Below are 26,994 nucleotides of genomic sequence, written 5' to 3'. Positions count from 1 at the left end.
GTGTGAAGTGAGTGCTGGTCAATCGCAGGGAAATATGGAAACCGGGCCGTAATCTCTCGGCAATCGCACATTCGGAGATTGGCTCCGCGGAATCCGTGGTAGGCAGGACGGATGCGACCGATGCGCTCCTCCTATGACGTGGTGGTGGTCGGTGGTGGTCACAATGGGCTGGTGGCCGCCGCATACCTGGCGCGAGCCGGGCGGTCGGTGCTGGTGCTGGAGCGGCAGGAGCACACCGGTGGGGCCGCGGTTTCGGCGCGGGTGTTCCCGGGCGTCGATGCGCGATTGTCGCGGTATTCGTATCTGGTGAGCCTGCTGCCGCGGCAGATCGTCGAGGAACTCGGGCTGCGGTTCGCGACGCGGCGTCGGCGGATCTCGTCGTATACGCCGGTCGGGGACGGTGGACTGCTGGTCGATACCGGTTCCGAGGCCAGGACCAGGGACAGCTTCGTGCGGCTCACCGGATCGGACCGGGATTTCCGGGCGTGGCAGGAGTTCTACGGCGCGACCGGGCGGCTCGCGCAGCGGGTGTTTCCGACGCTGACGCAACCGTTGCCGACGCGGTCGGAGCTCGAGCGGGTTGTCGACGATCCCGCCATCTGGTCGGCGCTGTTCGAGCGGCCGCTGGGGGAGACGGTCGAGTCCACCTTTGCCGACGACACCGTGCGCGGGGTCGTGCTCACCGACGCGCTCATCGGGACCTTCACCCATGCGCACGATCCTGAACTGCGGCAGAACCGGTGCTTCCTCTACCACGTGATCGGTGGCGGCACCGGCGACTGGGATGTACCGATCGGCGGTATGGGCGCGCTGACTGACGCACTCGCCGACGCGGTTCGCACCGCCGGTGCCGAGCTGATCACCGGCTGTGCCGTGACCGAGGTCGAATCCGACGATTTCACCGCCGAAGTGCGCTATGCGGACGGTGTGATCCGCGCCCGGCATGTGCTCGTCAATGCGGCACCGCATGAGCTCGCGCAGCTGCTCGGCATACCGGAGGAGCCGAAACCCGAAGGCGCCCAACTGAAAGTGAATATGGTGCTGCGGCGGTTACCTCGGTTGCGCGACGTTTCGACAGATCCGCGCGAGGCATTCGCCGGGACTTTTCATATCGCCGAATCATATTCGCAACTGGAGCAGGCATATCGCGAGGCGTCCGGCGGACGGATCCCGTCGGCCGTGCCGTCGGAGATCTACTGTCACACCCTGACCGATCCCTCGATTCTCGCGCCCGGCTCCGATCTGCACACCCTCACGCTGTTCGGATTACACACTCCGGCAAGGCTTTTCGAGTCCGATCCGGAGGCGGCGAAGGCGATGGCGGTGAAAGCCGCACTGGCCCAACTGGATGCGGTACTCGCCGAACCGCTTATCGGTTGTCTCGCACTCGACGAAGATGGTGCACCCTGTATCGAGGCCAAGTCGCCGGTAGACCTGGAACGTGAGGTGGCCCTCCCCGGCGGGCATATCTTCCACCGAGACCTGGCCTTCCCCTATCGCTCCGGCGCAGCCGATACTCCGGCGGCTCGCTGGGGTGTGGCTACGGACGTGCCCAACGTCTTCATCTGCGGTGCGGGCGCGATTCGCGGCGGCGGTGTCAGCGGCATCCCCGGCCACAATGCCGCCATGGCAGTTCTCGAAACGCGCTGACTACGCGTTGGTCGCCAATATGGGGGGCGTCACGTTTGGGATTGTGTCATCCCGATATCGCATTACTGTTTTGTGCGGGGCGTCCGAAGCTGGATGTGTTGTTGCGGATTTCGCTGGCTGATTTGTGTCGGCGCATGATGGAATCCGATTGCGGCGTTCGGGTTTCCCGCATCGGGTGTCCGTTGGATGGCGATGGGGTAAATGAATCCGGTCGATGTGGTGTAGGTCTCATCGTGATCGACTTCGGCATTATTTGGTGGCAATCGATGAGCAAACATTAACGATTAGGTCACGAACCGTTTGCATGCAGCGGTTTTTATTGGGCTGCTTCCGCAGTCCACCCCGTTAGGAACCAAAGCATGTTGATGAGGAAATTCGCCGCGACCTCGGCCCTGGTGATCGCGGCGCTCGGTGTCACGGCCGGGACCGTCAATGCCGCTCCCGAAACCGATAGCGGCGTCGTGAACTACACGGCCACCACGACCCCGTCCTCGACCATCATCAAGACCGATGCCGGTTCGCTGGTCGACGAGAACGGCGTCTTCAAGATCAAGGCCGTCGACGGCACCACCCTCGCGGGCACCGATCTGTCCTTCCGGGTGGACGATTACGTCTTCCCGATCGCGGCCGATATCCAGGATCACACCGCGACGCTGACGCCGCAGTTCGATATGGCCCACGCCGTGTACAAGCCGGTCGCGCTGCCGTACGAGGACAAGGCGCCGTGGAAGTCCGAATACGACCGTGAGCAAGCCGCGTTCAACCGTATGAAGGACACCATCGCCATGGGCGCCACCATCGGCACCCTGGTCGGCGGTCTCGGCGGCGGCGCCGTCGGCTGCGTCCTGGGTGGCATCGCGGGCGCCACTGTCGCCGCGGCCACCATTGTCGGCCTGTTCGGTCCCTTCCTCCCCGCCGCCGCGGTCGGCTGCATCGGCGGCATCATCGCCGTCGGCGCGCTCGGCACCCTGGCCGGACAGATCTTCGTCACGGCCCCGGTCGCCATCGCCGCCGCGATCCAGTACTTCACTACGATCAACCAGCCCTTCACGGCACCGAAGTAAACCCGGCACACCGATCGGCGGGCGCTCGCACCGAGCGCCCGCCGATTTTTTCTGTCGGTTCCGAAGTTGGTTTCATGGATCGACAACGACCGCTACCTAGCGGGGCCCGCGCCATGGAGCTGCGCCAATTGCGCTATTTCGTCACCGTGGCCGAGGAACTGCACTTCGGGCGCGCGGCCGAATGACTGCATATCGCGCAACCAGCGGTGAGTCAGCAGATGCAGCGGCTCGAGCGGGAATTGAAGGTTCAGCTGCTGGATCGGTCGCCGCGGCGAGTGCGGCTGACGGAGGCTGGGCAACGGTTTCTGCCCGCGGCGCGCGGTGTGCTGATCGCGGCCGATCAGGCGCGGGCATCGGTGGCCGATGTGGCGGGGGCGCGGGCCGAGGTCTTCCGGCTCGGCACGGTCACCGGTCTCGGCGCGCGGCTGGATGCCATCCTGGATGCCTTTGCCGAGCGTCTTCCGCAGGTGCGGATCGAGTTGGTCACGCTGCCGGTGCGCGAGCGGTTGGCGCAGGTGGCCGACGGACGATTGGACGCGGCCTTCGTGCGTGCACCGACCGCCGACGACACTCCAGAGCTGGAGTATCTGCGCGCCTGGGACGACCGGCTCGTCGCGGTGCTCCCGGCCCGGCATCCGCTGGCCGCACACGAGACAGTGCGATTGGCCGATCTGGCCTCGGTGCCACTGCGGATGACCGAGCGGCGCAATCGTCCGGCGCTGGTGGATCTGGTGCTGATGTCTTGTCAACGTGCGGGTTTCGAGCCTGTTCCGGCCCCGACCGCCACCACGCTGCAGGACAATTTGGCCGCGATCGGCACCGGTGCCGCGATGTGGACGGTGATCTACGCGGCCAATGCCGACCAGGTGCACAATCCGCGAGTGGCCTTCCGTCCGTCCGGCGACGGCGGGCTGAGCCTGCCGATTGCCGTAGCCCTGCGAGCCGGACCGATTCGCCGAGCTCGACGCTGTTGCGCGACCTTCTGGCGAGTAACCGCGAACAATGAGCATTCGTTATCGCTGTGCGAACGAACTGGCCCTTGGTCGATGCTGTTCCTTCGGGTGAACTGATAACAGGCCGCCAGACAAGCCGGAATCCCCCCGGATATGGCCTGTCCCACCCCTTTTCATTCAGGAGATCAGTCATGCCCATCGTCACCGTCCAGCAGGGTCCGCGCACCGTCGAACTCGAGCGGGATCTGGTCCGCCGGATCACCGACGCCTTCGTCGACGCGTACCAGATTTCGGCCGAAACCGTACAGGTGTGGATCCACGAGACCCCCGCCGACAGCTGGGGCGCGGCCGGACAGCTGACCGCCGACAAGAAATAGCCGACCGCAGGATGCCGAAGCCCGACCGATACCGTCGCGGTCATGCCGATCACGCATGACTTGCGCTGGCTACCGGTCGGGCCGGTGGTCCTGGTGTTGCTATCCGCGGGTGCGGGCGCAACCGACGCCCTGGTCTTCACCGAACTCGGCAAGGTATTCGCCAGCATCCTGACCGGCAATCTGGTGCTGCTGGGCGCCGCCGTCGGGTTATCCGGCATCGAACTGACACCGCCGCTCACTGTGCTCGTTGCCTATCTCATCGGTGTGGCGGTGGCCGCGCGCTGGTGTCGCGCAATACCGGGGATGCAGCGCACCGCACGCATCCGCCACTGCCTCGCGGGTGAGGCGGCGTTGGTGGTCGTTGTTGCCGTATTCGCCGATGCGCTCGGTGCCATCCGTATCGTCCTGCTGGCCGTGGCGGCACTGGCCATGGGCGTCCAGTCCGCCGCAGTTCTCGTTATTGATCGCGGATCGCCGACCACCTACATGACAAGCACGTTCACCGGCCTGGTCAGCGACCTCGCCGCGAACCGCCGGGTCGACCCGCTGGCCATTGCCCGAATCGCCGCCGTCATTCTCGGCGCCGCCGCCGCTGTCGCACTCTATTCCATAAGTGTCCATTGGGGTTTCGTCATCCCCGCCGCCCTGATCGCATCGGCGGCGAGTCTCGCGTACACCCGCTCGTGGCATGATGACGCTCAACCGATGCTGGACGAATAGCCATCTGTCGCGTCGACGGCGGAATTCGGCGACGGCAGGCTGATCAGTCGTTCGAATCCGGCTCGGGCGAACCCCGATCCAGCATCTAGGGAACGGCGACGGTTTCGTCGCAGCTGTCGGGTGGGTCGACCAAGCCGCATTCGGCCGGTGGGCGGGTCGGGCGGTAGCTGGTGGGGACGCCGCCGGATTGGATGATGCCGCGGTAGGCGTCGACTGCGTCGGTGGGTTTGCGGGCCAGGGTGGGGTCGGTGCGGACGTCGACGGTGTAGAGGCCGAAACGTGGTGTGTAGCTGCCCCATTCGTAGTTGTCGGTCAGGCTCCAGTAGTTGTAGCCGACGACATTCATGCCGTCGGACTTGGCGCGCTGGAGCCAGTAGACGGTGTCGCGGAGGTGGTCGGAGCGGGTGTAGCCGTCGGCGCGCGGTTTGCCGTCCTCGGTAGGCATGCCGTTCTCCACGACATACAGTGGGCGGTCGGGAAACAACTGCGTGTAATGGCGCAGTGCGTAGTAGATGCCCTCGGTGTGAATCGGGAGTTCCCAGATCGCCGGACCCTCGTTCGCACCACCCTGGACCGCTTTGTTCGTTTCCGGCAGGGGCGCGAAATAGTAGTCGACGCCGATGAAGTCGAGCTTATCGGCGATCCGGTCCACAATCGGCTGATTCACCTCGGTCTCGGCGCCTGCGACATAGCCGAGATTGCTGGTGACCTGTGCGTCGGGCAGGTTCTGATGGATGGTGTCATAGATTGCGTTGTGCGCCTCGGCGATTCGATCCAGCATCGCGGGCGCCTCGTCCGGTGTGATCGCACCTATGCGCAGTTCGGTGCCGATGTAGGCGGCGGGCTCGTTGAAGGTGACCCACAGTGGGTTGCGAGAGGCATAGCGTTTCACCACTTTTCGCATATTGGCCAGCCAATCCTCGACCATGCCCGGATTGCGCCAGCCGCCGCGATCGGCGGCCCAGCCGGGATACACCCAATGATCCAGGGTGAGCATCGGCCGCATACCGGCGGCGAGGATGCGCGCGATCACGTTGTCGTAGAAGCCGAATGCCGCGTCGTCCCAGGTATCGGGTTGCGGCTGTACCCGCGCCCATTCGATCCCGATCCGATACACCCGGACCCCGAGATGTGCGGCCAGGTTGATATCGGAGATGTAGCGCTTGTAGAAGTCGACCGAATTCTCGTAGTCGTCCCCGGCCTTGCCGGTTTCGATATAGCGGGTCCAATTGCTGTCCGGCGCACGGCCTTCGGATTGGAAGCCCGATGATGCGACGCCCCAGAGGAATTCCCGGCCGAACGGTGCGACGGTGGCCTGTGCGGTCGGCATGGCGAGGCTCGGCAGCAGTAGCGTGCTCGCGATGATCGCGAGCCCGGCCAGGGCGCGGCGGCGCATCGGTGTTCGCATCGTGCTCCTGTCCCCATCCGGCACTGTTGGTCGTGCGTCACCCCGGCGGGGCAATGCCCGGTAAGTGATCCGTCAGCGTAACTGTGTGATTGCTGACATCTGAGCAGCCCGTCGGTGTGTCGCGAATGGAATCGGAACACCTGGGAGTTCGGCGCGATTGCTATCTGTTCGCTTCGTCAGCTCACCCGTCCGCCGATGCGGCGAGTGAGATCGTCCGCGGTGGACCGCACCTGAGCGGCGAGACCGGACCAATCGGCGGCACAGGGGATCTGCTCGCAGTGGTGCCGCAGCGTCACGCTGATCGCCGCGATCGGCCGATGGTCGTGATCGAACGCCGGATAGGCGACCGAGGCGAATCCGGCGGTGACATGTCCGTCCTCGCTCGCCCAGCCGCGCCGACGCTCGGCGGGAAGGATGGTGCGCAGCGCCGCGAGGCTGGTCGGCCCGCGATCGGTGCGGCGTACGAAGGCTGCCGCCGACGGGAACAGCGCACGCACATGGGCGGCGGGTAGGTGCGCCAGGATCGCCCGCCCCGACGCGGTCAGCTGTGCGGGCAGGCGGACGCCGACATCGGTCACCAGCGTTTCGGGACGCGCTGGGCGTTCTTTGATCAGATACAGCAGTTCATTGCCGTGCAGGACCCCGAGGTGCGCGTTGTGCCCGACCCGTCCGGCCAACTCGCGCAGCAATGGTCCGGCCACCCGCTCCAGCGGATCGTGACGCAGATAGGCCGAGCCGAGTTCGAAGGCGGCGATACCGAGGCCGTAGCGCCGTTCGGCGGGCAGCCGGGTGACGAAGCGGGCCTGCTCCAACTCCGCCAGTAGGTGATAGGTGGTCGAGCGGGGGATGTCGAGCTCGCGCGCGATCGTGGATGCGGAGACCGGTCCGGCCCGGGTCGCCATCAGCTGCAGCACGGCCAAGCCGCGCCGCAGCGCCGGGATGTCGCTGCTCGTTCCCATGCCACTTCCTCGGATTGTCTCGGATACCAGACAGAACCTGGCCCAGCCTCATTCTCCACCCGCCTCCGTGGCGGTGGAATGGGCCTATGCCGGAAACCACGCAGTTACCGCCCGTGGAGCTGGACGGGCCGCTGACCGTCGAACGCATCGTCGCCGTTGCCCGCGACGGCGCGGAAGTTCGATTCAGCGAGGCCGCCGAGAAGCGGCTGACCTACGCGCGTCAGCATGTCGACGCGCTGGCGGCGGGCACGGTCCCGACCTACGGCGTCTCCACCGGCTTCGGTGCACTGGCCACCCGGCACATTCCGCCGGAGAGCCGGGCGGCGCTGCAGCGGTCGCTGATCCGCTCGCATGCCGCGGGCGCGGGTGCCGCGGTCGAGACCGAGGTGGTGCGCGCCATGATGTTGCTGCGGCTGCGCACGCTGGCCACCGGACATACCGGTGTGCGGCCGGAGACGGCGCTCACTTTGGCTGCCTTGATCAATGCGGGCATGACGCCGGTGGTGCACGAGTTCGGATCGCTCGGCTGCTCCGGCGATCTCGCGCCACTGGCCGCGGTCGCATTGGCTCTGATGGGGGAGGGCGAGGTCACGGACTCCGCTGGAAACGTGGTTCTGGCGGCAGAAGCCCTGCACGCCAAGGGAATCAAGCCGGTGACCCTTGCCGAGAAGGAAGGGCTCGCGCTCACCAACGGCACCGACGGCATGCTCGGCATGCTCGCGCTCGCGATCAATGACCTGCGCCAACTGCTCGACGTCGCCGATATCACCGCCGCCATGAGCGTGGAGGCATTGCTCGGCACCGACCGGGTCTTCGCCGATGATCTACAGGCGCTGCGACCGCATCCGGGACAAGCCCTCTCGGCACGGCGTATGGCGGACGCGCTCGCGGGATCGGAAATCGTTGCCAGCCACCGGGGGCCGGACTGCAACCGGGTGCAGGACGCGTATTCGTTGCGTTGCGCACCGCAGGTGCACGGAGCCGCCCGCGACACCCTCGCGCACGCCGAACTGGTCGCCGAGCGCGAAATGGCCTCGGCGATCGACAATCCCGTCGTGCTCGCCGATGGCAGGCTGGAATCCAACGGCAACTTCCATGGTGCTCCGGTGGCGTATGTCCTGGACTTCTTGGCCATTCCGGTCGCCGATGTCGCGAGCATGGCCGAGCGGCGCACCGACCGGATGCTGGACGTCGCACGCTCGCACGGTCTTCCGGCCTTCCTCGCGGCCGATCCGGGGGTCGATTCCGGTCACATGATCGCGCAGTACACCCAGGCGGGAATCGTCAGTGAGCTGAAGCGCCTCGCGATGCCCGCGTCGGTGGATTCGATTCCGAGCAGCGCGATGCAGGAAGACCATGTGTCGATGGGCTGGTCGGCCGCGCGCAAACTGCGCAGGGCGGTCGACGGTCTGGCTACCGTGCTCGCCATCGAATATCTCACGGCCGCAAGGGCATTGGACTTGCGAGCACCGCTGTGTCCGGGCCCGGCAACCGCGGCGGCCCGCGCGCTGCTTCGCACGAAGGTCGACGGCCCGGGACCGGACCGACACCTCGCCCCGGAAATCGCTGCCGCAACGGAACTTATCCGCTCCGGCGAACTGCTGGGCGCGGTCACACCCCACCTCGGCACCTCAGGAAAGTGAGCTCCCTTGACAACACCCGAAGCAATCCGGCTCCCGCATAGCGAATCAGGCTCGCGCACATGGTCATACGAGGTAACCGGTCGCTATCCGGTCTGCGGGGTGGACGGGAAATTCGTCGATATGGAGGCAATCCGATGACACGGACAGTGCGCGCGGCACGTGGCACGCAACTGACGGCCAAGAACTGGCAGACCGAGGGCGCACTCCGGATGCTGCAGAACAATCTCGATCCCGAGGTTGCGGAGCGCCCGCACGACCTGGTCGTGTACGGCGGTACCGGTAAGGCGGCGCGGAACTGGGCAAGCTTCGATGCGATCACCCGCACACTGACCACACTCGAGGCCGACGAGACCCTGCTGGTCCAGTCGGGTAAGCCCGTCGGCGTATTCCGGACGCACGAATGGGCGCCGCGGGTGCTGATCGCCAATTCGAATCTGGTGGGGGACTGGGCGACCTGGCCCGAGTTCCGCAGACTGGAATCGCTCGGCCTCACCATGTACGGGCAGATGACCGCGGGTTCGTGGATCTATATCGGCACCCAAGGCATTCTGCAGGGCACCTACGAGACCTTCGCCGCTGTGGCGGATAAGCGTTTCGGCGGCACGCTCGCCGGAACCCTCACGCTAACAGCGGGTTTGGGTGGCATGGGCGGCGCGCAGCCGCTGGCCGTCACCATGAACGGCGGTGTTGCCCTGGTCGTCGAATGCGATCCGGCGCGTGCCGAGCGCCGGGTGCACGACCGCTATCTCGACGAGATCGCCACCGATTTCGATGATGCGGTGCGGCGGGTGTCGAAGGCGCGCAAGGAGCGAAAGGCATTGTCGGTCGGGCTGATCGGCAACGCGTCCGAGGTGCTGCCGAGGCTGCTGGCGGCCGGTGTCGAGATCGATATCGTCACCGACCAGACCTCGGCGCACGACCCACTCGCGTACCTGCCGCGCGGTATCGCACTCGAAGACTGGGCCGATTACGCCGCGAAGAAGCCCGACGAATTCACCGATCGCTCCCGCGAATCCATGGCCGAACACGTCGATGCGATGCTCGGCTTTCTCGACCGCGGTGCCGAGGTCTTCGACTACGGCAATTCACTGCGCGGCGAGGCGAAACTCGGTGGTTGCGAACGGGCCTTCGACTTCCCGGGATTCGTGCCCGCCTACATCCGGCCGCTGTTCTGTGAGGGTAAGGGGCCGTTCCGTTGGGCCGCGCTCTCCGGTGATCCGGCGGATATCGCCGCGACCGATCGCGCCATGCTGGAACTGTTCCCGGAGCACGAATCCCTGCGCCGCTGGATCACCATGGCCGGAGAACGCGTCGCCTACCAGGGACTTCCGGCCCGCATCTGCTGGCTCGGCTACGGTGAACGGCACCTGGCCGGACTCCGCTTCAACGAGATGGTCGCCAACGGCGAGTTGCGGGCCCCGGTGGTGATCGGCCGTGACCACCTCGACTCCGGCAGTGTCGCCTCGCCGTATCGCGAAACCGAGGCCATGGCCGATGGATCCGATGCCATTGCCGACTGGCCGCTGCTCAACGCACTGGTCAACACCGCTTCGGGCGCGAGCTGGGTGTCGATCCATCACGGTGGTGGCGTCGGCATGGGCCGGTCCATCCACGCCGGACAGGTCTGTGTCGCCGACGGAACGGCGCTGGCCGGACAGAAGATCGAGCGCGTGCTCACCAATGATCCCGGTATGGGCGTCATTCGGCATGTCGATGCCGGGTACGAGCGGGCGGGTGCGGTTGCCGAGCAGCGTGGCGTGCGAATCCCGATGCAGGAGAACAAATGACAGCGAACGGACTGCTCGCCGAAATCGCCGATGTGGGCCGGGATACGCGGCGCGGCGGATACTCCCGACACGCCTTCGACGGTGCCGAACTGGAATTGCGTGACTGGTTCATCGAGCAGGCGGCCCGGCGCGGTCTGGATGTGACGACCGACCGCAACGGGAACATCTGGGCGTGGTGGGGCGGGCCCGGTTCCGGCGCGGTGGTCACTGGGAGTCATCTGGACTCGGTGCCCGGCGGCGGCGCGTTCGACGGCCCGCTCGGGGTGACGAGCGCACTCGCCGCGGTGGATATCTTGCGCGCCGAGGGTTTCACTCCCGCGAAGCCGCTTGCGCTATTGGTGTTCGCGGAGGAGGAGGGCGGACGTTTCGGGGTGCCGTGTCTGGGATCCAGACTGCTCACCGGTGCCATCGATGCCGACCGCGCTCGCGGACTGCGCGACGCCGCCGGGATCACCTTCGCCGAGGCCGCGGCCAAAGCAGGGCAGGACCCGGAGCGCTTCGGCGCTGATCCCGAAGCGCTCGCCAGAATCGGCTGTTTCGTCGAATTGCATGTCGAACAAGGACGCGGGCTGATCGACCTCGACAGCGCGGTCGCCACCGGTAGCAGCATCATCGCGCATGGCCGCTACCGGTTCTCCTTCATCGGACAGGGCAACCACGCGGGCGCGACCCGCATGCCCGACCGCCACGATCCGATGTTGCCCGCGGCCGCGGTGATCGCGGCTGCCCGCCGGGTAGCCGCGGCCACCGACGATGCCAGAGCCACCGTCGGCAAGCTGATACCCACACCGGGCGGCACGAATGTCATTGCCTCGACGGTGGATCTGTGGCTGGATGCGCGCGTCGCCGGAGAAGGACGCACCGCCGCATTGGTGGAGGATATCGCCGGATTCGCTCGCGAGGCGGCGGCAGCCGAGGGTTGCGAGGTCAGCGTGGCCGAGGAGTCCTATTCGGACGATGTCGTTTTCGACGAGACTTTGCGGGGCCGAATGGATGCGGTGCTCGGCGGGGTGCCCGCCCTACCGACCGGCGCGGGGCACGATGCGGGCATTCTGGCCGCGCACGTGCCGTCCGGCATGCTCTATGTCCGCAATCCGACCGGTATCAGCCATGCGCCGCAGGAATATTCGGAACCCGCGGACGTGGATTTCGGTGCGGAGAGCCTGGCTCGCGTGCTCGAGGACTTGGCGAAATGAGCGCGCAGCGCTGGGTGCAGGTTCGGATGCCGGATCGGCGCGACCGGAATCCGATGTGCGAGAGCTCGTCCGAATGAGCGTCTATTGGGCCGAATATGCCTGGCTACCGGACGGGTTGGCCGAAGGGGTGACGATCGATGTCGCCGGATCGACGATCCGATCGGTGGCCCGCGGAACCGAACCGAATGGAAACGTGCTGCGCGGCTTGACCATTCCTGGTTTCGCCAATGCGCACTCACATGCCTTCCATCGCGCCCTGCGCGGGCGTACCCACCATGGCCGGGGCTCGTTCTGGACGTGGCGGGAACGGATGTACGCGGTTGCGGATCGACTGGATCCCGACTCCTACTACCGGCTCGCACGCGGGGTATATGCGGAGATGGTGCTCGCCGGATATACCAGCGTCGGTGAATTCCACTACCTGCATCACGCACCCGGCGGCGTGGCTTACGGTGATCCGAATGCGATGAGCGCGGCTCTGGCCGCGGCGGCACAGGACGCTGGAATACGGCTCACTCTGCTCGATACCTGTTACCTCAGTGGCGGTTTCGGTCAGCAGCCCGACGAACACCAGCGTCGCTTCAGCGACGGCGATGCGGCTGCCTGGGCCGAGCGCGCGGCCGCGTTCAAACCGGAGTCGGAACTGGTGCGCACCGGTGTGGCCGCACATTCGGTGCGCGCGGTGCCCCCGCGAGCACTGGCCGTTGTCGCCCGACAGGCCGGTGGTCGGCCGGTGCACGTCCATCTGTCCGAACAACCCGCCGAGAATCGTGATTGCCTTGCCGCACACGGGCTTACGCCGACCGCGCTGTTGGCGGACAACGGGTTGCTCGGGCCGGATACGGTGGCCGTGCATGCCACACATATGAGCACCGCCGATATCAAGATGCTGGCCGAGGCAAGGGCGCGGGCATGCTTCTGCCCGACCACCGAACGCGATCTCGGCGACGGCATCGGTCCCGCCCGCGAACTTCTCGACGCCGGAGTCCGGCTGTGCCTCGGCACCGACAGTCACGCGGTCGTGGACGGCTTCGAGGAGTGGCGTGCGCTGGAGTTGAACGAACGTCTCGCCTCCCACACGCGCGGACGATTCGAGATTGCGGAGTTGTTCGGTGCGGCAACAGATCACGCATCCATCGGCTGGCCCGAGGTAGGCCACATCGAAGCGGGTGCGGCGGCCGATCTGGTCACCGTCGAGCTCGACTCGATCCGGACCGCGGGCACCGAACCCGCGGCCGCACTGTTCGCCGCTTCGGCCACCGATATCCGCGAGGTGCTGATCGCCGGTCGGCAGGTGGTCTCCGAAGGCCGTCACGTAGTAGTGGAAAGTCCCGAAATTGTTCTACGAGAAGAGATTCGGTTCTTGTACCCACCGTGATCGCCTGCCGCGACGACCATATCCGCACCCACAGAAGGGGCACCGTGTCGACTCTGATCACAGGAATCGGTGAGCTGACGACCAACGCGCCGGACGGCCCGCTGCGCGATGCCGCAGTGGTGCTCGAGGATCAACGCTTCGCCTGGATCGGCCCGGCGAGGTCCGCACCCCCCGCCGATGATCGGGTCGATATCGGCGGCCGCGCGGCGTTGCCCGGGTGGGTCGACAGCCACACCCACCTGGTCTTCGCCGGTGACCGCACCGCCGAATTCGAGGCCAGAATGGCCGGACAGCCCTACCGTGCCGGAGGTATCGCGACAACGGTCGCCGCCACCAGAAGCGCTTCGGACGAAGAACTTTCGACCAACCTGCGTCGCCACGTCACCGAGGCCTACCGCCAGGGCACAACATGCCTGGAGACCAAAACCGGATACGGACTCAGCGTGCCCGACGAGGCACGCTCTGCGCGCATCGCCGCCGCCATCGCCGACGAGGTGACCTACCTCGGCGCACACCTGGTGCCGCCCGGTGCCGATGCCGAAACCTACGTGGACCTGGTCTGCGGCGATATGCTCGACGCCGTCGCACCGCACGTGCGCTGGGCCGATGTCTTCTGCGAGACAGGCGCTTTCGACGAGGATCAGTCCGATCGCGTCCTGCGCGCCGCCGCCGCACGCGGCCTCGGTCTACGCGTACACGGCAACCAATTGGGCCCCGGCCCCGGCGTGCAACTGGCCGTCCGCCACGGCGCGGCCAGCGTGGATCACTGCACCTACCTCACCGACGCCGATATCGAGGCCCTCGCCGCCTCGGACACCGTCGCCACCGTCCTGCCCGCCTGTGACCTGTCCACCCGCCAACCCCTCGCTCCCGCACGCGCACTGCTCGACGCGGGTGCGACCGTCGCCCTGGCCACCAATGCCAATCCGGGAAGTTCATACACCACATCGATGGCCTTTTGCGTCGCAACGGCCGTGCTCCAGATGGGCCTCTCGATCGCCGAAGCGGTGTACGCGGCCACCGCGGCGGGCGCGAAAGCGTTGCGCCGCAACGATGTCGGGGTCATCGAGGTCGGTGCCCGAGCCGACCTTCAGGTGCTCGACGCCCCTTCGGTCACCCATATTGCCTACCGGCCGGGCGTCCCACTGACGCTGGCCGTCTGGCGTTCGGGCCAACGCATACCGATGGCCGAATGGCCGGGTGCCGCAGGATGACTCGGTGCCACCTATGAGTTTTCGAGCGAGCGTAGGGCGGCATCCACGAGAGTCGTCGCGGTGCTGGCGCATACCTCGACGGCCGCATCGGGCTCGAGCCCGCGCACATCGATCAGCACGATGAACGCCTCCCAGCCCACCACGAGCGCGATACTCGACACGAGATCGTCGAACGGCCGCTGGGACATGCGGTCACGCAATGGTTCGAGCGCCCATTCGATCCAGCGCACCCGGCGATGCCCACGTCGTGGTGCGTCCTCTGTGGGCGGGTCGACGGTGAGCTTCACCAACCGCCGTCCCATCGGCAGCAGCTCGGTGATCTCCGCGCCCATCGCCCGCACCAGTTCGGCGATACGCACGCGCGGGTCCGCGGAATCGATATTCGTCAGCGCCTCATCGGTATTCGCGCTGAGCAGGCCGATGGTGGCATCGAGCATCAACTGGTCGAGAGTGGGGAAATGCAGGTAGACAGTGCGTCTGGACACGTCCGCGGCGGCGGCGATGTCGTTGACCGAGGGCTCGATGCCGCGGTTCAGCAGCGTCATGGAGGCGTCGACGATGGCTTTGCGGGTGCGTCGGCGCTGGGCGACGCGTCCCGAAGTGAGCTGGGCGGTTTCCTCGACCTGGGTGGTCTCGCTGACCCGGGCGCGGTGCTCGGTCATTCGCTGCGTGTCCTCCGAGTGACATCTTGACAGTGTTACCTCGGCCAAAACTATACTAAGTTGCACTTATTGCACAGGAGTGCATTTAGTATCGGGAGGAACTAAATGACTATCGGGGATCTTCTGTCTGCGCTGGAGCAGGTGTTATGAGCCGCCGGGCGGCCGAGTCGCCGGGATGTGATACCCACGACATGGTGCTGGTGCACCGGGTGTTTCGACGCGAATTCGGTTTGCTGGCAGACATTGTCGAGGCGACCTCGCCCATGGATGGCGAACAGGTAGCGCGGGTGAGCGCGCATGCGCGCGAGATGCTCGCCGCCCTGCATCATCACCACAGCAATGAGGACGAGCTGGTGTGGCCGAAACTGCGTTGGGCGGAGCTGGATTCGACGCTGATCGATCTCATGCGGACCCAGCACGAAGAGGTCGATGCGCTCATGCGCCGCGTCGATTCCGAACTGTCCGAGTGGGAACATCAGGGCGGTGCGGAAACGGCGGATCTGCTGGTGGAGGGGCTGCGTCGACTACATGAGGCGCTCACCGAACATCTTCGCCTGGAGGAAGATTCGGTCCTGCCGATGGTGGCCGAGACCTTGACCGAGTCGGAGTGGGCCGAACTCGGCAAGCGCGGTATGGCGTCGTTTTCGAAGGGGCGGGCCCTGGTATTCCTCGGTCATATCGCCGAGGAGGCCGATGAGCGCGAGTGGTCGGAATTCGCCGGGCACATCCCGGCTCCCGTCCGGCTGTTGTATCGGGTGTTCGGTCGCCGTGGCTACGCCAGGGAGACCGCACTGCTGCGCCGCGATCTGCGCTCAGTCGGAAAGGTTGTCAAATAAGGGAACTCAGCGCGCCGGGAAGCGGATGATCCGATCGTCACCGGCACGGACGTCACCGCGGCCGTCCGTGTTGGAGGTGGTCAGCCACAGTGCACCGTCCGGGGCAATTGCCACCGTGCGCAGGCGGCCCAGGTCGGGCAACTGGGCCTGTGGTGTGCCCAGCGTGCCGTCGTGTAGCGGAACCGTCCACAAGCGTTCGCCGCGTAGCGCCGCGGCATAGAGGGTGTCGCCGGAGATGGCAATGCCCGACGGCGATGCCTCCGAAGGTTTCCAAATGACTTGGGGGTCGGTGAATCCCCGATCGGCGCCGCCTTTGCCTTCGACGATCGGCCAGCCGTAATTGCGACCGGGCTCGATCAGATTGATCTCGTCGAAGGCGTTCTGGCCGAACTCGGCCGCGAAGAGTCTGCCTGCCCGATCCCAAGCCAGACCTTGCACATTGCGGTGCCCCAGGCTGTAAACCGGCGAACCAGACGTCGGATTGCCCGGTGCCGGAGCGCCATCGGGTGTCAGCCGGAGGATCTTGCCGTTGGGGCTCGCCGGATCCTGAGAACTGGCGCCCTGCCCCGCATCTCCGGTTCCGGCATACAGCATGCCGTCGGGTCCGAACGCGATCCGGCCGCCATTGTGGTTCCCCGCCTTGGCAATACCGGCGAAGATGACCTCCGGTTGCCCATCGAGCCGGAACCGGACGATCCGATTGTCGTCGGCAGCGGTGAAATACGCGTAGACATACCGTGTTTCGGCATAATCCGCCGCGACGGCAAGCCCGAGCAGACCACCCTCGCCGCGCGCGACCACACCTGGAACCTCGTACACCTGCTCGGGCTCGCGTCCAGGCGCCACCCGCATAATTCGGCCGGTATCCCGCTCCGCGATCAGGGCACCACCGTCAGGTAGGAAGGCCAGTCCCCACGGCACATTGATACCGTGCACGATTTCCTCCCCAGCAGCCAGATCCGGCACACCCGATGGCGTGCTGGGGGCGGTGCTCGTGACAATGTCCGGCCCGGCGCCGGAATCGCTGCCGCATCCGGCCACCGTGCCGATCATCAGCGCGGCGATCGCGATCCCGATGAATCTCCGCATGCGTATCCCTCCGATTGATCATTCGGCGGTGCTGTCTCGATCGTGCCCGCTCTTGCGTCGGCCCGCCATCCCCCACGACGTCACGGGCTACTGTCGAGGGCGGGATCCACCATGGGAGGGAAGATCAATGCAGATCGCCATCGTCGTCTATCCGGGTATGACCGCGCTCGATGTGATCGGGCCGTACGAGGTGCTGCGGATGCTGCCGGGTGCACGGCTGCGTTTCGTCTGGCACGAGCCGGGACCGATCACCACCGACAGCGGCGTGCTGTTACTCGGCGCGACGCACTCACTCGACGAGACGCCATCGCCCGATATTGTGCTCATCGGCGGCTCGGGGCCCGCGACTGCGGCCACGGCGGCCGACGAAAAGCTGCTCGTCTGGCTGCGTAAGGTGCACGAGACCTCGACCTGGACTACTTCGGTGTGCACCGGATCGGTCATCCTCGCCGCCGCCGGGATTCTGAAGGGCAAGCCCGCGACATCGCATTGGGCCGGTTTGCCGATGCTGAAGGCGCTCGGTGCCGAACCACGCGCCGAGGAGCGCGTCGTGCGCGACGGCAAGATCGTGACCGCTGCGGGCGTGTCCGCTGGAATCGATCTCGGGCTGTGGCTGGCGGGTGAGATCGCGGGCAAGGACCAGGCCGAGGCGATCCAGCTGATGATCGAATACGATCCCCAGCCACCTTTCGACAGCGGCCATATGAGCAAGGCGAGTTCGGCGACGCGGCGCAAGGTGACCGGGCTCGTCGGTCGGGAGGGTGCCGATCTGCTCACCGCCGATCCGCGTGCCGTGGTGCGGGAGGCGAGTGCCATCGCGAAGTTGTCCTGGGCGGCGGCCATCGAGCGAGCTCGCGCGCGTCGACGGTTCGGCAAGCGTTAGTTGCTGCCCGCGATCAGCACCGCGACAAGGGCGATCGCTCCGGGCAGCGCTTGGACGAACAGGATCCGACGGTTCGCGGTCGCGGCACCGTAGATCCCGGCGACGACAACGCATGCGGTGAAGAAGATCATCGCGGCGAATCCGACCGGGTCCGAGGCGATGATGCCCCAGATCAGACCGGCCGCCAGGAAGCCGTTGTAGAGGCCCTGGTTGGCAGCCAGAACCTTGGTCTGCTCGGCGAATTCGGCGGTGCTGCCGAAGGACGCGCGCACTCGCGGCGTGGTCCACAGGAACATCTCCATGACCAGGATGTAGATGTGCAGCAACGCCACCAGGCCGACCAGCACCTCGGCTACTACGCGCATTCGATTGATCCCTTCACGCGGATACGGCTCGTTGTCGGTCCACAGGATGGACGATCGGTATCGGAAGCGTCGGAAGGCGCGCCCGCTGAAGCACTCCCGTTAGTTCTTGTGCAGATTGCCGGTGACATCGCCGAGCACACCGCTGAAACCCCCGCTGAAGCTGTAGGTGACCGAACCGTCCGGTTGCAGGATGACCTTCGAGGTCGACCCTTCGTCCATACACCCGCTCGCACCGCCGCTGAGCCGTGCCACGAAGGTGAGCTGGGTGTCGGTGGCATTGGTCAGACGTTCGGCGCGTTCGCACCGGCTGCGCGACGCCTGGCCGGTATTGGCCGAGGTGGCGATCTCTTCGCCGACTTTCCCGTCGTGGATGGTCAGCTCGATATCGAAAGTGGCGAGCGCATCCCGTGCGGTGCCGGTCCACTTGCCGACGAGCGCTTCGGATACCGCCGAGTCCGTCGCCGCTGCCGAAGTGCTCGTCACGGAGGCCCGCGTCGTCGCGGTGGTCGTGGGAGCGACGGAGGTGACCACCGCCGAAGTGCTGGCCGTCGCGGCGGAATCGGAGGACTTGTCGGTCAGCTGCGTCCCGATGAGGAATGCGCCGCCCGCGACGATGAGACCGACCACTACGGCCGCGACGATCCATGCGGTCCGACGTGAACGACTTTTCGGCGCAGGCGGCGGGTAATAGTAGGCGGGTTGCGGCTCCGACTGGTCCTGCGCGGGCGGATACGGCGCGTACACGCGGCTCGAATTGGCTTGCGGCCCAGGGGGTCCGGATTGCCATGCGGTATTTCCGGATTGCCAAGCCACCGTATCGGCCGCAGGCCGGGGCAGCGTATGGAATGGTGTGTGCGGCCCTGAATTCGATTGCGGCAACGGCCGTGAAATCGTCGCCGCCGACCGCGCCGGATCCGGTCCGACGGCCTCGACCGGCCCGGATTCCAGATCGAGCAGCGCAACCGCCCGCCTGCTCACCTCTTCGAGCACCGGCGCGGGCAGCCAGCCGCCGCGTTCCGGAACCCCGAGTTCGGCAAGCTGATCGAGCAACTGCTGCGGTGTCGGGCGCGCCGCCACATCCTTGTTCAGGCACGCCGCGATGAGCGGGCGCAGCCGGTCCGGCACGGCCGTCAGCCGCGGCTCCTCGTACACCACCCGATACAGCATCTGCACGGTCTCACCGGCGCCGAACGGCCCCTGCCCGGTCGCCGCGTAGACGAGCACGCCGCCGAGTGCGAATACATCACCTTCGGGTCCCATGGTCGGTCCGACCACCTGCTCCGGACACATGAATCCCGGTGAGCCGATGACATTTCCGGTGGTCGTCAATGCGCTGTCCTCGGCGCCGCGCGCGATGCCGAAGTCGATCACCTTCGGACCGTCCACGGCCAGCAGCACATTGGACGGTTTCAGATCGCGATGCACGATCCCGGTACCGTGCACGGCGATCAATGCTTCGGCCAAACCGTGCGCGAGCACCAGCAGCGTGTTCTCGCTGAACGTGCCGAACTGCTCGACCGCATCGGTCAACGAGAATCCGGCCACATAGCCGGTGGCCAGCCACGGCGGCGTCGAATCCACATCCGCGTCGAGCACCGGCGCGGTGAACTTCCCGCCGACCCGCCGCGCCGCGGTGACCTCGCGCCGGAACCGCTCCCGAAACTCGTTGCCGATCAGATCCGGCCGGATCACCTTCACCGCGACGGTGCGGCCGCCCGCGCTGCGCCCGAGGTACACCCGGCCCATACCGCCCGCACCGAGCAGGCCGAGTAGCCGGTAGTCCCCGATCCGCGTGGGATCGTCTGTGCCGAGCGGTCGCATCGCGAACTGGGGTCCTCTCACCTGACGTCGAACACGCAAAGGCTACCCAGGCCGCGCTCGGTTGCCCTAGCCGGTGGCGGCCGGAATCGGTGTGGGAGCCGCGCGGCGCAGCTGCCGCGCCAACAAGTATGCGGCGATGGCGGCGGGAACATTCATCAGTACCCCGTAGACCGCGGGCGGCACCGCCATCTGCGAATTGTGCAGCACACTGGAGGCGACCGCGATGGCCAACGCGCCGTTGTGGATGCCGATCTCCATCGCCGAGGCGATCGCCTGATCGGTGTGCACCCGGAACAACCGCGGCACGATGTACCCGATGACGAAGCTCAGCGTCGACAACAGCAGGCTGAGGGTGGCGAGCTTGCCGATGTTCTCGGTCAGCGTGTCGAACTCGCGCCCCACCGCCGCCACCACGACCAGCAGCAGCACCACCGCCGAGACGATCTTGACGTTCTTGCGCATCCGCTCGGCCCAATCGGTGAACCGGCGATGCACCCACATCCCCACCGCGACCGGGACCAGCACGATCGCGAACACCTGGGCGAACTTATCCGGCCGCAGCCCGATCGCGGCGTCGTCGTCCATGAACAGCGTGAACGACAGAGTGACCACCAGCGGCAGGGTGAACACGGCGAGAATCGAATTGATCGCCGTCAGCGTGATATTCAGGGCCACATTGCCACCGGCGATATGGCTGAACAGATTCGCCGACGGCCCGCCCGGTGAGGCGACGAGCAACATCACCCCGACGGCCAGCGCACCCTCGAGCCGGAACAGGTAGACCAGACCCAGGCAGATCGCGGGCAGCACGATCATCTGGCACACCAGCGCGACCACCGCCGCCTTGGGATACCGCAGCACCCTGGCGAAATCGTCGACGGTCAAGGTCAACCCGAGCCCGAACATCACCAGCGCCAGGGCCAGCGGTAGGAACACGGCGAAAATCGTTGAACCCATTCAGATCTCCTCATCAGGACTCGGACGGATGTCGACGTTATCGACTCACCGTCCGGGCGGCGACCCCACCCGTGGGAGCCCGATCCGGCGATCGCCCGACGCGGCGATGCTCGGCCTGATGCCCGGAGCGCGATCAGGAGATAGCTGTGCGGTGGGGCCCGGTTTCAGCTGTGGGACTGAGCATGTCGAATTCGAGTTGTTGACCGCTGAGACACGGACGGGGTGGTTGTTCCGATGTTCGGCAACCTGTGGTTGTCTTCTGTTGTCGGTGGTGGGTGCTACGTTGCTGAAGAACTCAGATGACGCGTTTCGTTGTGCGTTCCAATCCGATGTCCGAAGTGTCGGCGGAAGCCGATCGGGGGTTCCGGGCAGCAGGCGGCTCGAGCCGGTGATCGCCGAGGCGGTCGAGAAGAAGGGGGCGTGGCTGGTGGAGCTGACATCGCTGCTGCCGTCACTGTGGGCAAACTCGTATCACGTCGCGACCGTATTGTGCGAGGGCTTCGTTGTCGGTGATCAAGCACGATATCGAGCAGCAGGAATAGCGGTGATCGTGTCGTGTTGACCGGTCGCGGGTATCGCCTCAACCTGAGCGACGAACAGGCCGCTCGGTGTGAGGAGTTCGGGCGGGTGTGTCGAGCAGTTCGGAACACCGGACTCGAGCAGCGGCGCGCCTACCGACGTCGGGGTGCGTGGGTCAATTACCGGCAGCAAGCTGCGGAACTTGCGGAGTCGGAATCCGAGCATGAGTGGCTGAATGCTGCACCCGGGCATTGCCTGCAGCAGATCCTGATGGACCTGGACAAAGCATGCCGAACCCATGGGACTCGGAAGGTCAGGTGGCGGTCTGCGCGGCGCTGGGAGCCGTCGTTCCGGTTCCCAGAAGGCAACAAGATGCTCATCGAGCGGCTGAACCGCCGATGGGGTCGGGTGCGGTTGCCGAAACTCGGGTGGGTCACCTTCCGGATATCGCATCCGCTCGGCGGTGTCGTGCGGAGTGCGACGGTCTCGCGGGACGGTAATCACTGGTACGTGTCGTTTGTCGTCGACGACGGGAAGACCACCCCCAAGGAGCATGCGTGGCCCGATCCCGGTGTGGACAGGGGTGTCGTAGTTGCAGTGGCATGTTCGGACGGTTGGATGCGTGACCGCAGGTTCACCACCCGCGGTGAGATCAAGCGCCACCGGCGACTGCAGCAGAAACTCGCTCGCCAGAAGAAGGGCTCGGCCAGCCGTCGTCAAACGCTGGCAGCGATGCGCAGTATCCGTGGCAGAGAGCGAGACCGGCGCGCCGACTTCTGCGCTTGGACCGCGCACCGGCTCACGGAGCGGAATGCGCTGGTGGTGCTCGAGGATCTGCGCACCCGAAACATGACACGCAACGCGAAAGGCACGGTGGAGCAGCCCGGCTCGAATGTGAAAGCCAAAGCCGGGTTGAACCGGAGCATCCTGGGAAGGGGGTGGTGGCAGCTCGCGACCGCCTTGAAGGGCCGTGCCCATTATTCGGGGACAACAGTTGTTGAAGTGCCAGCCCGGTTCACGTCGCAGACGTGTTCGGCGTGCGCGGCGGTGGACCCGGGATCGCGTGAGGGCCAAGCGCGGTTTCGGTGCACCCACTGTGGCCACACAATGAACGCGGACGTGAATGCGGCTCGAAACATCCTGGCCGCAGGGCTTGCGGTCACAGCCTGTGGAGACCTCGACGCTGGTCGGTCCGTGAAGCAGGAACCAGCAGGAAACCGCGAGGAATTACTGCTCCAACCCACGTAATAGCAGTTGGAATCCCCGGATCAATCCGTGGAGAGGACGTCATGCAGATCTATCGGCTCGTTTTGCTCACCCTCGGTATCGGACTCACCTGTGTGACCGGATGCGGCTCGGGCGATAACAGCGGCCGGATAACCGATTACGGACCGACCCCGACGGCGGCGACCACGCCGAGTGCCGCGCCTACGGCGAAATGCGGCGTCGACCTGACCGCGCCGGTGATCGGTGCCGCCATCGCCACGCTGCCCGTCGATCCGATCACCAAGGTGCCGTGGTCCACTGATCCGGCCGGATTCGAGGGCACCTTCGATCCGTGCGTCACGCTGTCGGCCGTGATCATTACGGTCGAAGGCGCGACCGGTAGTTCGCCGAATCAAGTGCTGTTGTTCCACAAGGGCGATTTCGTCGGCACCGGCACACGGGAGAGTCTCGGGTTCACTTCGCTGGATCCGGGCCATACGACCGATGACACCGTCGGCGTGGTCTATAAGACGCCCGGCAGCTGCAATGCCTGCCCGGACGGTACGCCCACGCCGGTCCAATTCCATTGGGATGGAAAGCAAGTCCAGACGATCGGGACTCCGCCGAGATAACGTCATCGCATTATGCGATCCAGGGCGGCGTGCAGCTCGGCGGCCGGATCGCTCGGCAGGCTCGGCATGCGCCAGGCAATGATCTGATCGGGGCGTACGAGCAGTGCGCCGGTGGGGGAGAGGCCGACGGTGTCGGGCCAATCCTGGTCCAGCTCATGGATTTCCAGCGGTAGCCGGGTCTTCCATGCGGTGCCCGCCGGGCCGACCAGGAGAGCACAGGACGTTCCGATGAGGTCGAGTGTGGAGCGACCGTCGGGCAGGCGGCGATGCGGCAGTCGAGTGCCGGGTTGGCCGGTGAGATCGAGATGCGCCATGGTATGCGTGCTGCCGTCGTCGACGAGCGCCCCCGCGTGGTAGCGATTGCCCAGGATCAGGGCGATCGGATCGGCGAGTGGTGTGGCGTCGGTGGCTTCGCGATTCATGGTGCGCAGGTCGGCGGTTCGGATGCTCGACTGGTCGGCGATGTACCAGCCTGCCGGTCGGCGTTCGGTGTGATAGGTGTCCAGCAATGCCGGATCGGCCTCGTCGCGCAGGACGGCCGCCAGCTTCCAGGCGAGGTTATGCACGTCCTCGATGCCGGTATTCGCGCCCGCGGCGGCGAAGGGCGGCATGACATGAGCGGCGTCACCGGCCAGGAAGACGCGGCCCGCACGGTATTGCTCGGCGACGAACATCCCCGGCTCCCAAGGCAATACACTGAGCAGCTGAATCGGAATTTCGGAAACACCGATGGCCGTTCGCAATACGCTCGGCCATTCGTCCAGGGGCCGGTCGACACCTTCGGTGGTGGTGAATATCCAACGCTGTGAGCCGTCGATCGAGGCGAAAGCTCCCGGCGCATCGGCATTCTCGATCTGGCAGAGGTTGAATTCGCGGCCGCGCACCAGCTCGGCCAGTTCGGCGCGGAAGTAGACATTGACGGCTCGGCCGAGCGTGCCACGACCATCGCGCGGAATACCGAGCCGCTCGCGGATCGGACTCGAGGCGCCGTCCGCGGCAATCAGATAGTCCGCGCACAACCGCTCGACCGTGCCGTCGGCGGCACGAATCGTGGCGGTGACGCCCTCGGGCTCGTCGACGAAGTCCGTGAGCTCGACGCCGAACCGCGCATCGCAGCCGCGTGCCACGGCGATGCGCCGCAGCACCGGCTCCAGCAGATCCTGGGCACACAGGCAGGCGGTGGCCGGGGTGATGGTCGGCCAGTCCGGCACCCCACCGGGCAACGTGAAGGGAATCCGTTCGGCCTGCGCGAGCGTCGGACCGGCCGCGAAGTGCTGGTACGCCGCGAGGTCGCGGGCCGCATCCAGCACCTCCTCGGCAATGCCGAGCTGGCCGAACAGTTCCATGGTCCGGATATTGATGCGCCGGGCCTTGGGCTGTGGCGAGGTGGTCGGCCTGCGTTCGACCAGCGCCGTTGCCACGCCGTGGTGACGCAGGAACAGCGCGGCCGACAGTCCGACCAATCCGCCGCCGACTATGAGAACACGAGGTTCGTGTACGTTGTACATCATATGTACTTTGTACACGAATGGTTGAATGCCCGGCAAGGAGGTGGAAATGAGTGAGGATCCGTCGCCGCCCGGACCGTTGATCTGGTCGCTACCCGAACCGCCGGGTCGACCGACCACGACGCTGAGCCGGGCGAGCATCCTGCGTGCGGCACTGACCGTGGCCGATGCCGAGGGCGCGCGGGCGCTGACCATGCGGCGGATCGCCACGGCGGTCGGTGCGTCCACGCCGATGTCGCTGTATCGCTATGTCGGCAGCAAGGACGGGCTGGTCGACTTGATGATCGACGCCGTTTACGGCGAGATTCCGCTACCCGCAACACCTTCGGGCCATTGGCGCGCCGCGCTCGAAGAGCTTTCGCTGGCTACCTGGTCGGTGATCCAGCGCCACCTCTGGTTCGGTGAACTCGTGCACACGCGCCCGCCCCTCGGGCCGAATGCGCTGCGCTACTTCGACTTCCGCTTCGCCCTCTTGGAGCCCCTCGATATCGCCGCCGACGATATGACGCTGATCACCGCCGCCGTCGACGGTCATCTCATCGGCGCCGCACTGCAACTCGCCGAGGAGAACCGCATGCGGGCCCGTTCCGGACTGCGCACCGACGACGAGTTGGCCGCCGCCGCGCAACCGATGCTGGCGCCGATCCTCGCCGACGGTCGCTATCCGGCCTTCGCCCGCTGGCTCGCCGCGCGCACCACCACTGGCGGCGTAGACCCCGTCGAGTGGACGCTGACCAGCCTGCTCGACGGCATCACGGATCGCCTCGAACTGCCGAATTAGATGACCTTGCCGCCCGGGCGTTCGAAGTGGTGGCGTGTCCTCGTGGGGCGGAGCGCGGATCGGTCGTTCGACGTAGATCGGTCACGGTTCGGTCACACAGTGTCGTGGGTCCAGCGAGTCTGCGGGGAAATTCGACGAACCGAACGCACCGTACCTAGCGGAACATTCGCCAACAGGTTGCTAAGGTCGTCGGGCGTCGAATCGGTCGATCTTGTCTGCATGCTGCGTACCAGTCGAGAGGGGATCACGAGTTGTCGGGGCATGGAGTGGCACCTGCGTTTATGTGTTTGATTCGACTGGCGACCGTGGTCGCGGCCGTGGTGGCACTGGCTTCGAGCGGCGGCGGCTCCGCGACCGCCGAGCAAAGCATCGACAGCACCCTCGGCGAGCGATGGACCGCTATGCACGACGGCCCGCAGCAGTATCCCGATGTCCATATCGACTGGGACGTCCCGATTCGCATGAGCGATGGGGTCGTACTCAAGGCCAATGTGTATCGGCCCGTCGATGCGGCGAACAAGGTGGTCGGCCAGCCGTTGCCGACGATCGTGAATCTCACACCGTACACCAAACTCATGAGCAATCTGGTCGATTCGGCGTTCGCCGCGCCCGGACTGCGGCCGTTCACCATGGATATGGTCCGGCGGCTCAATCTGTCCGGCACACCGATCAGCGGATTCGGCGACCTGATGCAAGCACTGGACGGCGGCATGATCCAGACCGTGCTCGGCATCGACCGCAATCTCATCCGCAGTGGGTACACGCTGGTCGTCACGGACGTCCGCGGCACCGGCTTCTCCCAGGGCAACTGGAACACGCTCGGCAAGCGTGAACAATTGGACACCCGCGAGGTGATCGATTGGGCGGCGAAGCAGCCGTGGTCCAACGGCGCCGTCGGTATGAGCGGCGGCTCCTACGCGGGCATCAATCAACTGCGTGCGGCCGAAAACGCCCCTGCCGCACTGAAAGCCATCTTCCCGGTGGAGGCGGGTAGCGATCTGATGCGCGATGTCGTCGCACCGGGCGGCGGTATCGGCACGACCTTCCTGCCACTGTGGTTGAACAATGTGAACCAGACGAAGTTGATTCCCGACGTGCAGTCCATGCTCAACGGCACCTTCGACTGGAAATGGCTCCAGGCCAGGATGGCCGACCCGGCAACCAATTCCGACCTGCTGGCCCAGGCGCTGCTGACCCCGTCGCTGGACCGGGTACCGACGACACTGGCCGCCGCACTCGACGACGACAGTGAATTCCGGCAGGGGATTCTCGGACATCCCGACCGAATCACGGTGCCCACCTTCATGTATGGCGGCTGGCACGACATCTTCGCCAATAGTGCGGCCAAACTCTACAACGTGATCCCACTGCCACAGGCGAAAAAGC

24 protein-coding genes are annotated in these 26,994 nt (G+C 66.0%); 16 read left to right on the top strand and 8 right to left on the bottom strand.

Annotated elements, in window-relative coordinates; genetic code table 11:
* Positions 1-120 precede the first annotated feature (120 nt).
* The 5 genes from NP3_RS03870 (at position 121) to NP3_RS03845 (ending at position 4,764) form a co-directional block, all read left to right on the top strand.
* Positions 121-1,650, top strand: a complete 1,530-nt coding sequence (locus NP3_RS03870; protein ID WP_245720799.1) for a phytoene desaturase family protein — start codon at positions 121-123, stop codon at positions 1,648-1,650.
* A 359-nt stretch (positions 1,651-2,009) separates the two neighbouring features.
* The gene (locus NP3_RS03860; RefSeq protein ID WP_063037812.1) at positions 2,010-2,714 is read left to right on the top strand and encodes a DUF8020 domain-containing protein; all 705 of its coding nucleotides are present in this window, start codon (positions 2,010-2,012) and stop codon (positions 2,712-2,714) included.
* 185 nt (positions 2,715-2,899) lie between these two features.
* Positions 2,900-3,784 (top strand): LysR family transcriptional regulator, encoded by an 885-nt coding sequence (locus NP3_RS03855; RefSeq protein WP_307676527.1) that lies wholly within the window; start codon positions 2,900-2,902, stop codon positions 3,782-3,784.
* A 74-nt stretch (positions 3,785-3,858) separates the two neighbouring features.
* Complete coding sequence (dmpI, locus tag NP3_RS03850; protein WP_063037810.1) at positions 3,859-4,044, top strand: 4-oxalocrotonate tautomerase DmpI; 186 nt, start codon at positions 3,859-3,861, stop codon at positions 4,042-4,044.
* Between the two features lie 42 nt (positions 4,045-4,086).
* Positions 4,087-4,764 (top strand): YoaK family protein, encoded by a 678-nt coding sequence (locus NP3_RS03845; protein WP_063037808.1) that lies wholly within the window; start codon positions 4,087-4,089, stop codon positions 4,762-4,764.
* Between the two features lie 85 nt (positions 4,765-4,849).
* On the opposite strand, the gene NP3_RS03840 is transcribed toward NP3_RS03845, so the two are convergent.
* Both NP3_RS03840 and NP3_RS03835 read right to left on the bottom strand, forming a co-directional pair.
* A complete protein-coding gene (locus NP3_RS03840; protein ID WP_063037806.1) occupies positions 4,850-6,172 on the bottom strand; it encodes a family 1 glycosylhydrolase in 1,323 nt (440 codons plus the stop codon).
* Between the two features lie 176 nt (positions 6,173-6,348).
* A complete protein-coding gene (locus tag NP3_RS03835; protein ID WP_063037804.1) occupies positions 6,349-7,131 on the bottom strand; it encodes an IclR family transcriptional regulator in 783 nt (260 codons plus the stop codon).
* A gap of 86 nt (positions 7,132-7,217) precedes the next feature.
* Between NP3_RS03835 and hutH the strand changes: the two genes are divergently transcribed.
* The 5 genes from hutH to hutI all read left to right on the top strand — a co-directional run bounded on the left by hutH (position 7,218) and on the right by hutI (position 14,349).
* Positions 7,218-8,774 (top strand): histidine ammonia-lyase, encoded by a 1,557-nt coding sequence (hutH, locus tag NP3_RS03830; RefSeq protein ID WP_063037802.1) that lies wholly within the window; start codon positions 7,218-7,220, stop codon positions 8,772-8,774.
* Between the two features lie 134 nt (positions 8,775-8,908).
* Positions 8,909-10,561, top strand: coding sequence for a urocanate hydratase (gene hutU, locus NP3_RS03825; protein ID WP_063037800.1), 1,653 nt, complete (start codon positions 8,909-8,911; stop codon positions 10,559-10,561).
* Positions 10,558-11,757 carry an allantoate amidohydrolase gene (locus NP3_RS03820; protein WP_063037798.1) on the top strand — a complete coding sequence of 400 codons (1,200 nt, stop codon included), beginning with the start codon at positions 10,558-10,560 and terminating at the stop codon, positions 11,755-11,757. The genes hutU and NP3_RS03820 overlap by 4 nt, the downstream gene beginning before the upstream one ends.
* A gap of 55 nt (positions 11,758-11,812) precedes the next feature.
* Positions 11,813-13,135, top strand: a complete 1,323-nt coding sequence (locus tag NP3_RS03815; RefSeq protein WP_245720798.1) for a formimidoylglutamate deiminase — start codon at positions 11,813-11,815, stop codon at positions 13,133-13,135.
* Between the two features lie 44 nt (positions 13,136-13,179).
* A complete protein-coding gene (gene hutI / locus NP3_RS03810; protein WP_063037838.1) occupies positions 13,180-14,349 on the top strand; it encodes an imidazolonepropionase in 1,170 nt (389 codons plus the stop codon).
* Between the two features lie 11 nt (positions 14,350-14,360).
* Here the strand turns inward: hutI and NP3_RS03805 are convergent, their stop codons facing one another.
* Complete coding sequence (locus tag NP3_RS03805; protein WP_063037794.1) at positions 14,361-15,011, bottom strand: TetR/AcrR family transcriptional regulator; 651 nt, start codon at positions 15,009-15,011, stop codon at positions 14,361-14,363.
* A gap of 146 nt (positions 15,012-15,157) precedes the next feature.
* Here NP3_RS03805 and NP3_RS03800 point away from each other — a divergent pair, with 146 nt between their 5' ends.
* Positions 15,158-15,847: a hemerythrin domain-containing protein gene (locus NP3_RS03800; protein WP_063037792.1), complete on the top strand. Its 690-nt coding sequence runs from the start codon at positions 15,158-15,160 to the stop codon at positions 15,845-15,847.
* Positions 15,848-15,853: 6 nt separating this feature from the next.
* Here the strand turns inward: NP3_RS03800 and NP3_RS03795 are convergent, their stop codons facing one another.
* Positions 15,854-16,936 carry a PQQ-dependent sugar dehydrogenase gene (locus NP3_RS03795; protein ID WP_084508108.1) on the bottom strand — a complete coding sequence of 361 codons (1,083 nt, stop codon included), beginning with the start codon at positions 16,934-16,936 and terminating at the stop codon, positions 15,854-15,856.
* Between the two features lie 127 nt (positions 16,937-17,063).
* Between NP3_RS03795 and NP3_RS03790 the strand changes: the two genes are divergently transcribed.
* Positions 17,064-17,819 carry a DJ-1/PfpI family protein gene (locus tag NP3_RS03790; protein WP_063037790.1) on the top strand — a complete coding sequence of 252 codons (756 nt, stop codon included), beginning with the start codon at positions 17,064-17,066 and terminating at the stop codon, positions 17,817-17,819.
* Here NP3_RS03790 and NP3_RS03785 read toward each other — a convergent pair.
* The 3 genes from NP3_RS03785 to NP3_RS03775 form a co-directional block, all read right to left on the bottom strand.
* Entirely contained in the window at positions 17,816-18,184 is a 369-nt protein-coding gene (locus NP3_RS03785) for a DUF1304 domain-containing protein (protein WP_040689657.1), read from the bottom strand. The genes NP3_RS03790 and NP3_RS03785 overlap by 4 nt on opposite strands.
* A 99-nt stretch (positions 18,185-18,283) precedes the next feature.
* Positions 18,284-20,005 (bottom strand): serine/threonine-protein kinase, encoded by a 1,722-nt coding sequence (locus NP3_RS03780; RefSeq protein ID WP_063037788.1) that lies wholly within the window; start codon positions 20,003-20,005, stop codon positions 18,284-18,286.
* Between the two features lie 66 nt (positions 20,006-20,071).
* Positions 20,072-20,962: a bile acid:sodium symporter family protein gene (locus NP3_RS03775; RefSeq protein WP_063037786.1), complete on the bottom strand. Its 891-nt coding sequence runs from the start codon at positions 20,960-20,962 to the stop codon at positions 20,072-20,074.
* A gap of 555 nt (positions 20,963-21,517) precedes the next feature.
* Here NP3_RS03775 and NP3_RS03770 point away from each other — a divergent pair.
* Both NP3_RS03770 and NP3_RS03765 read left to right on the top strand, forming a co-directional pair.
* Positions 21,518-22,729 carry an RNA-guided endonuclease InsQ/TnpB family protein gene (locus tag NP3_RS03770; protein ID WP_063037784.1) on the top strand — a complete coding sequence of 404 codons (1,212 nt, stop codon included), beginning with the start codon at positions 21,518-21,520 and terminating at the stop codon, positions 22,727-22,729.
* Positions 22,730-22,770: 41 nt separating this feature from the next.
* Entirely contained in the window at positions 22,771-23,319 is a 549-nt protein-coding gene (locus NP3_RS03765) for an LppP/LprE family lipoprotein (RefSeq protein ID WP_063037782.1), read from the top strand.
* Positions 23,320-23,321: 2 nt separating this feature from the next.
* Here the strand turns inward: NP3_RS03765 and NP3_RS03760 are convergent, their stop codons facing one another.
* Entirely contained in the window at positions 23,322-24,830 is a 1,509-nt protein-coding gene (locus NP3_RS03760; protein WP_063037780.1) for an FAD-dependent monooxygenase, read from the bottom strand.
* Positions 24,831-24,876: 46 nt separating this feature from the next.
* On the opposite strand from NP3_RS03760, the gene NP3_RS03755 reads away from it, so the two are divergent.
* Both NP3_RS03755 and NP3_RS03750 read left to right on the top strand, forming a co-directional pair.
* Entirely contained in the window at positions 24,877-25,608 is a 732-nt protein-coding gene (locus tag NP3_RS03755) for a TetR/AcrR family transcriptional regulator (protein ID WP_063037834.1), read from the top strand.
* Positions 25,609-25,895: 287 nt separating this feature from the next.
* Positions 25,896-26,994, top strand: a 1,099-nt coding sequence (locus NP3_RS03750; protein WP_245720796.1) for a CocE/NonD family hydrolase, incomplete at its 3' end; no start/stop codon positions are given.

Source organism: Nocardia pseudovaccinii NBRC 100343 (genome assembly GCF_001613225.1).
GTDB classification, from domain to species: domain Bacteria; phylum Actinomycetota; class Actinomycetes; order Mycobacteriales; family Mycobacteriaceae; genus Nocardia; species Nocardia pseudovaccinii.
This window is presented reverse-complemented; position numbering and strand designations above follow the sequence as displayed.

Excerpts from the sequence above, each read along its gene's own strand:
- NP3_RS03870 (WP_245720799.1), top strand. The coding sequence starts at position 121 with ATGCGCTCCTCCTATGACGTGGTGGTGGTCGGTGGTGGTCACAATGGG.
- NP3_RS03860 (WP_063037812.1), top strand. The coding sequence starts at position 2,010 with ATGTTGATGAGGAAATTCGCCGCGACCTCGGCCCTGGTGATCGCGGCG.
- dmpI (WP_063037810.1), top strand. The coding sequence starts at position 3,859 with ATGCCCATCGTCACCGTCCAGCAGGGTCCGCGCACCGTCGAACTCGAG.
- NP3_RS03845 (WP_063037808.1), top strand. The coding sequence starts at position 4,087 with ATGCCGATCACGCATGACTTGCGCTGGCTACCGGTCGGGCCGGTGGTC.
- NP3_RS03840 (WP_063037806.1), bottom strand. The coding sequence starts at position 6,172 with ATGCGAACACCGATGCGCCGCCGCGCCCTGGCCGGGCTCGCGATCATC.
- NP3_RS03835 (WP_063037804.1), bottom strand. The coding sequence starts at position 7,131 with ATGGGAACGAGCAGCGACATCCCGGCGCTGCGGCGCGGCTTGGCCGTG.
- hutH (WP_063037802.1), top strand. The coding sequence starts at position 7,218 with ATGCCGGAAACCACGCAGTTACCGCCCGTGGAGCTGGACGGGCCGCTG.
- hutU (WP_063037800.1), top strand. The coding sequence starts at position 8,909 with ATGACACGGACAGTGCGCGCGGCACGTGGCACGCAACTGACGGCCAAG.
- NP3_RS03820 (WP_063037798.1), top strand. The coding sequence starts at position 10,558 with ATGACAGCGAACGGACTGCTCGCCGAAATCGCCGATGTGGGCCGGGAT.
- NP3_RS03805 (WP_063037794.1), bottom strand. The coding sequence starts at position 15,011 with ATGACCGAGCACCGCGCCCGGGTCAGCGAGACCACCCAGGTCGAGGAA.
- NP3_RS03800 (WP_063037792.1), top strand. The coding sequence starts at position 15,158 with ATGAGCCGCCGGGCGGCCGAGTCGCCGGGATGTGATACCCACGACATG.
- NP3_RS03795 (WP_084508108.1), bottom strand. The coding sequence starts at position 16,936 with ATGCGGAGATTCATCGGGATCGCGATCGCCGCGCTGATGATCGGCACG.
- NP3_RS03790 (WP_063037790.1), top strand. The coding sequence starts at position 17,064 with ATGCAGATCGCCATCGTCGTCTATCCGGGTATGACCGCGCTCGATGTG.
- NP3_RS03785 (WP_040689657.1), bottom strand. The coding sequence starts at position 18,184 with ATGCGCGTAGTAGCCGAGGTGCTGGTCGGCCTGGTGGCGTTGCTGCAC.
- NP3_RS03780 (WP_063037788.1), bottom strand. The coding sequence starts at position 20,005 with ATGCGACCGCTCGGCACAGACGATCCCACGCGGATCGGGGACTACCGG.
- NP3_RS03775 (WP_063037786.1), bottom strand. The coding sequence starts at position 20,962 with ATGGGTTCAACGATTTTCGCCGTGTTCCTACCGCTGGCCCTGGCGCTG.
- NP3_RS03765 (WP_063037782.1), top strand. The coding sequence starts at position 22,771 with ATGCAGATCTATCGGCTCGTTTTGCTCACCCTCGGTATCGGACTCACC.
- NP3_RS03760 (WP_063037780.1), bottom strand. The coding sequence starts at position 24,830 with ATGATGTACAACGTACACGAACCTCGTGTTCTCATAGTCGGCGGCGGA.
- NP3_RS03755 (WP_063037834.1), top strand. The coding sequence starts at position 24,877 with ATGAGTGAGGATCCGTCGCCGCCCGGACCGTTGATCTGGTCGCTACCC.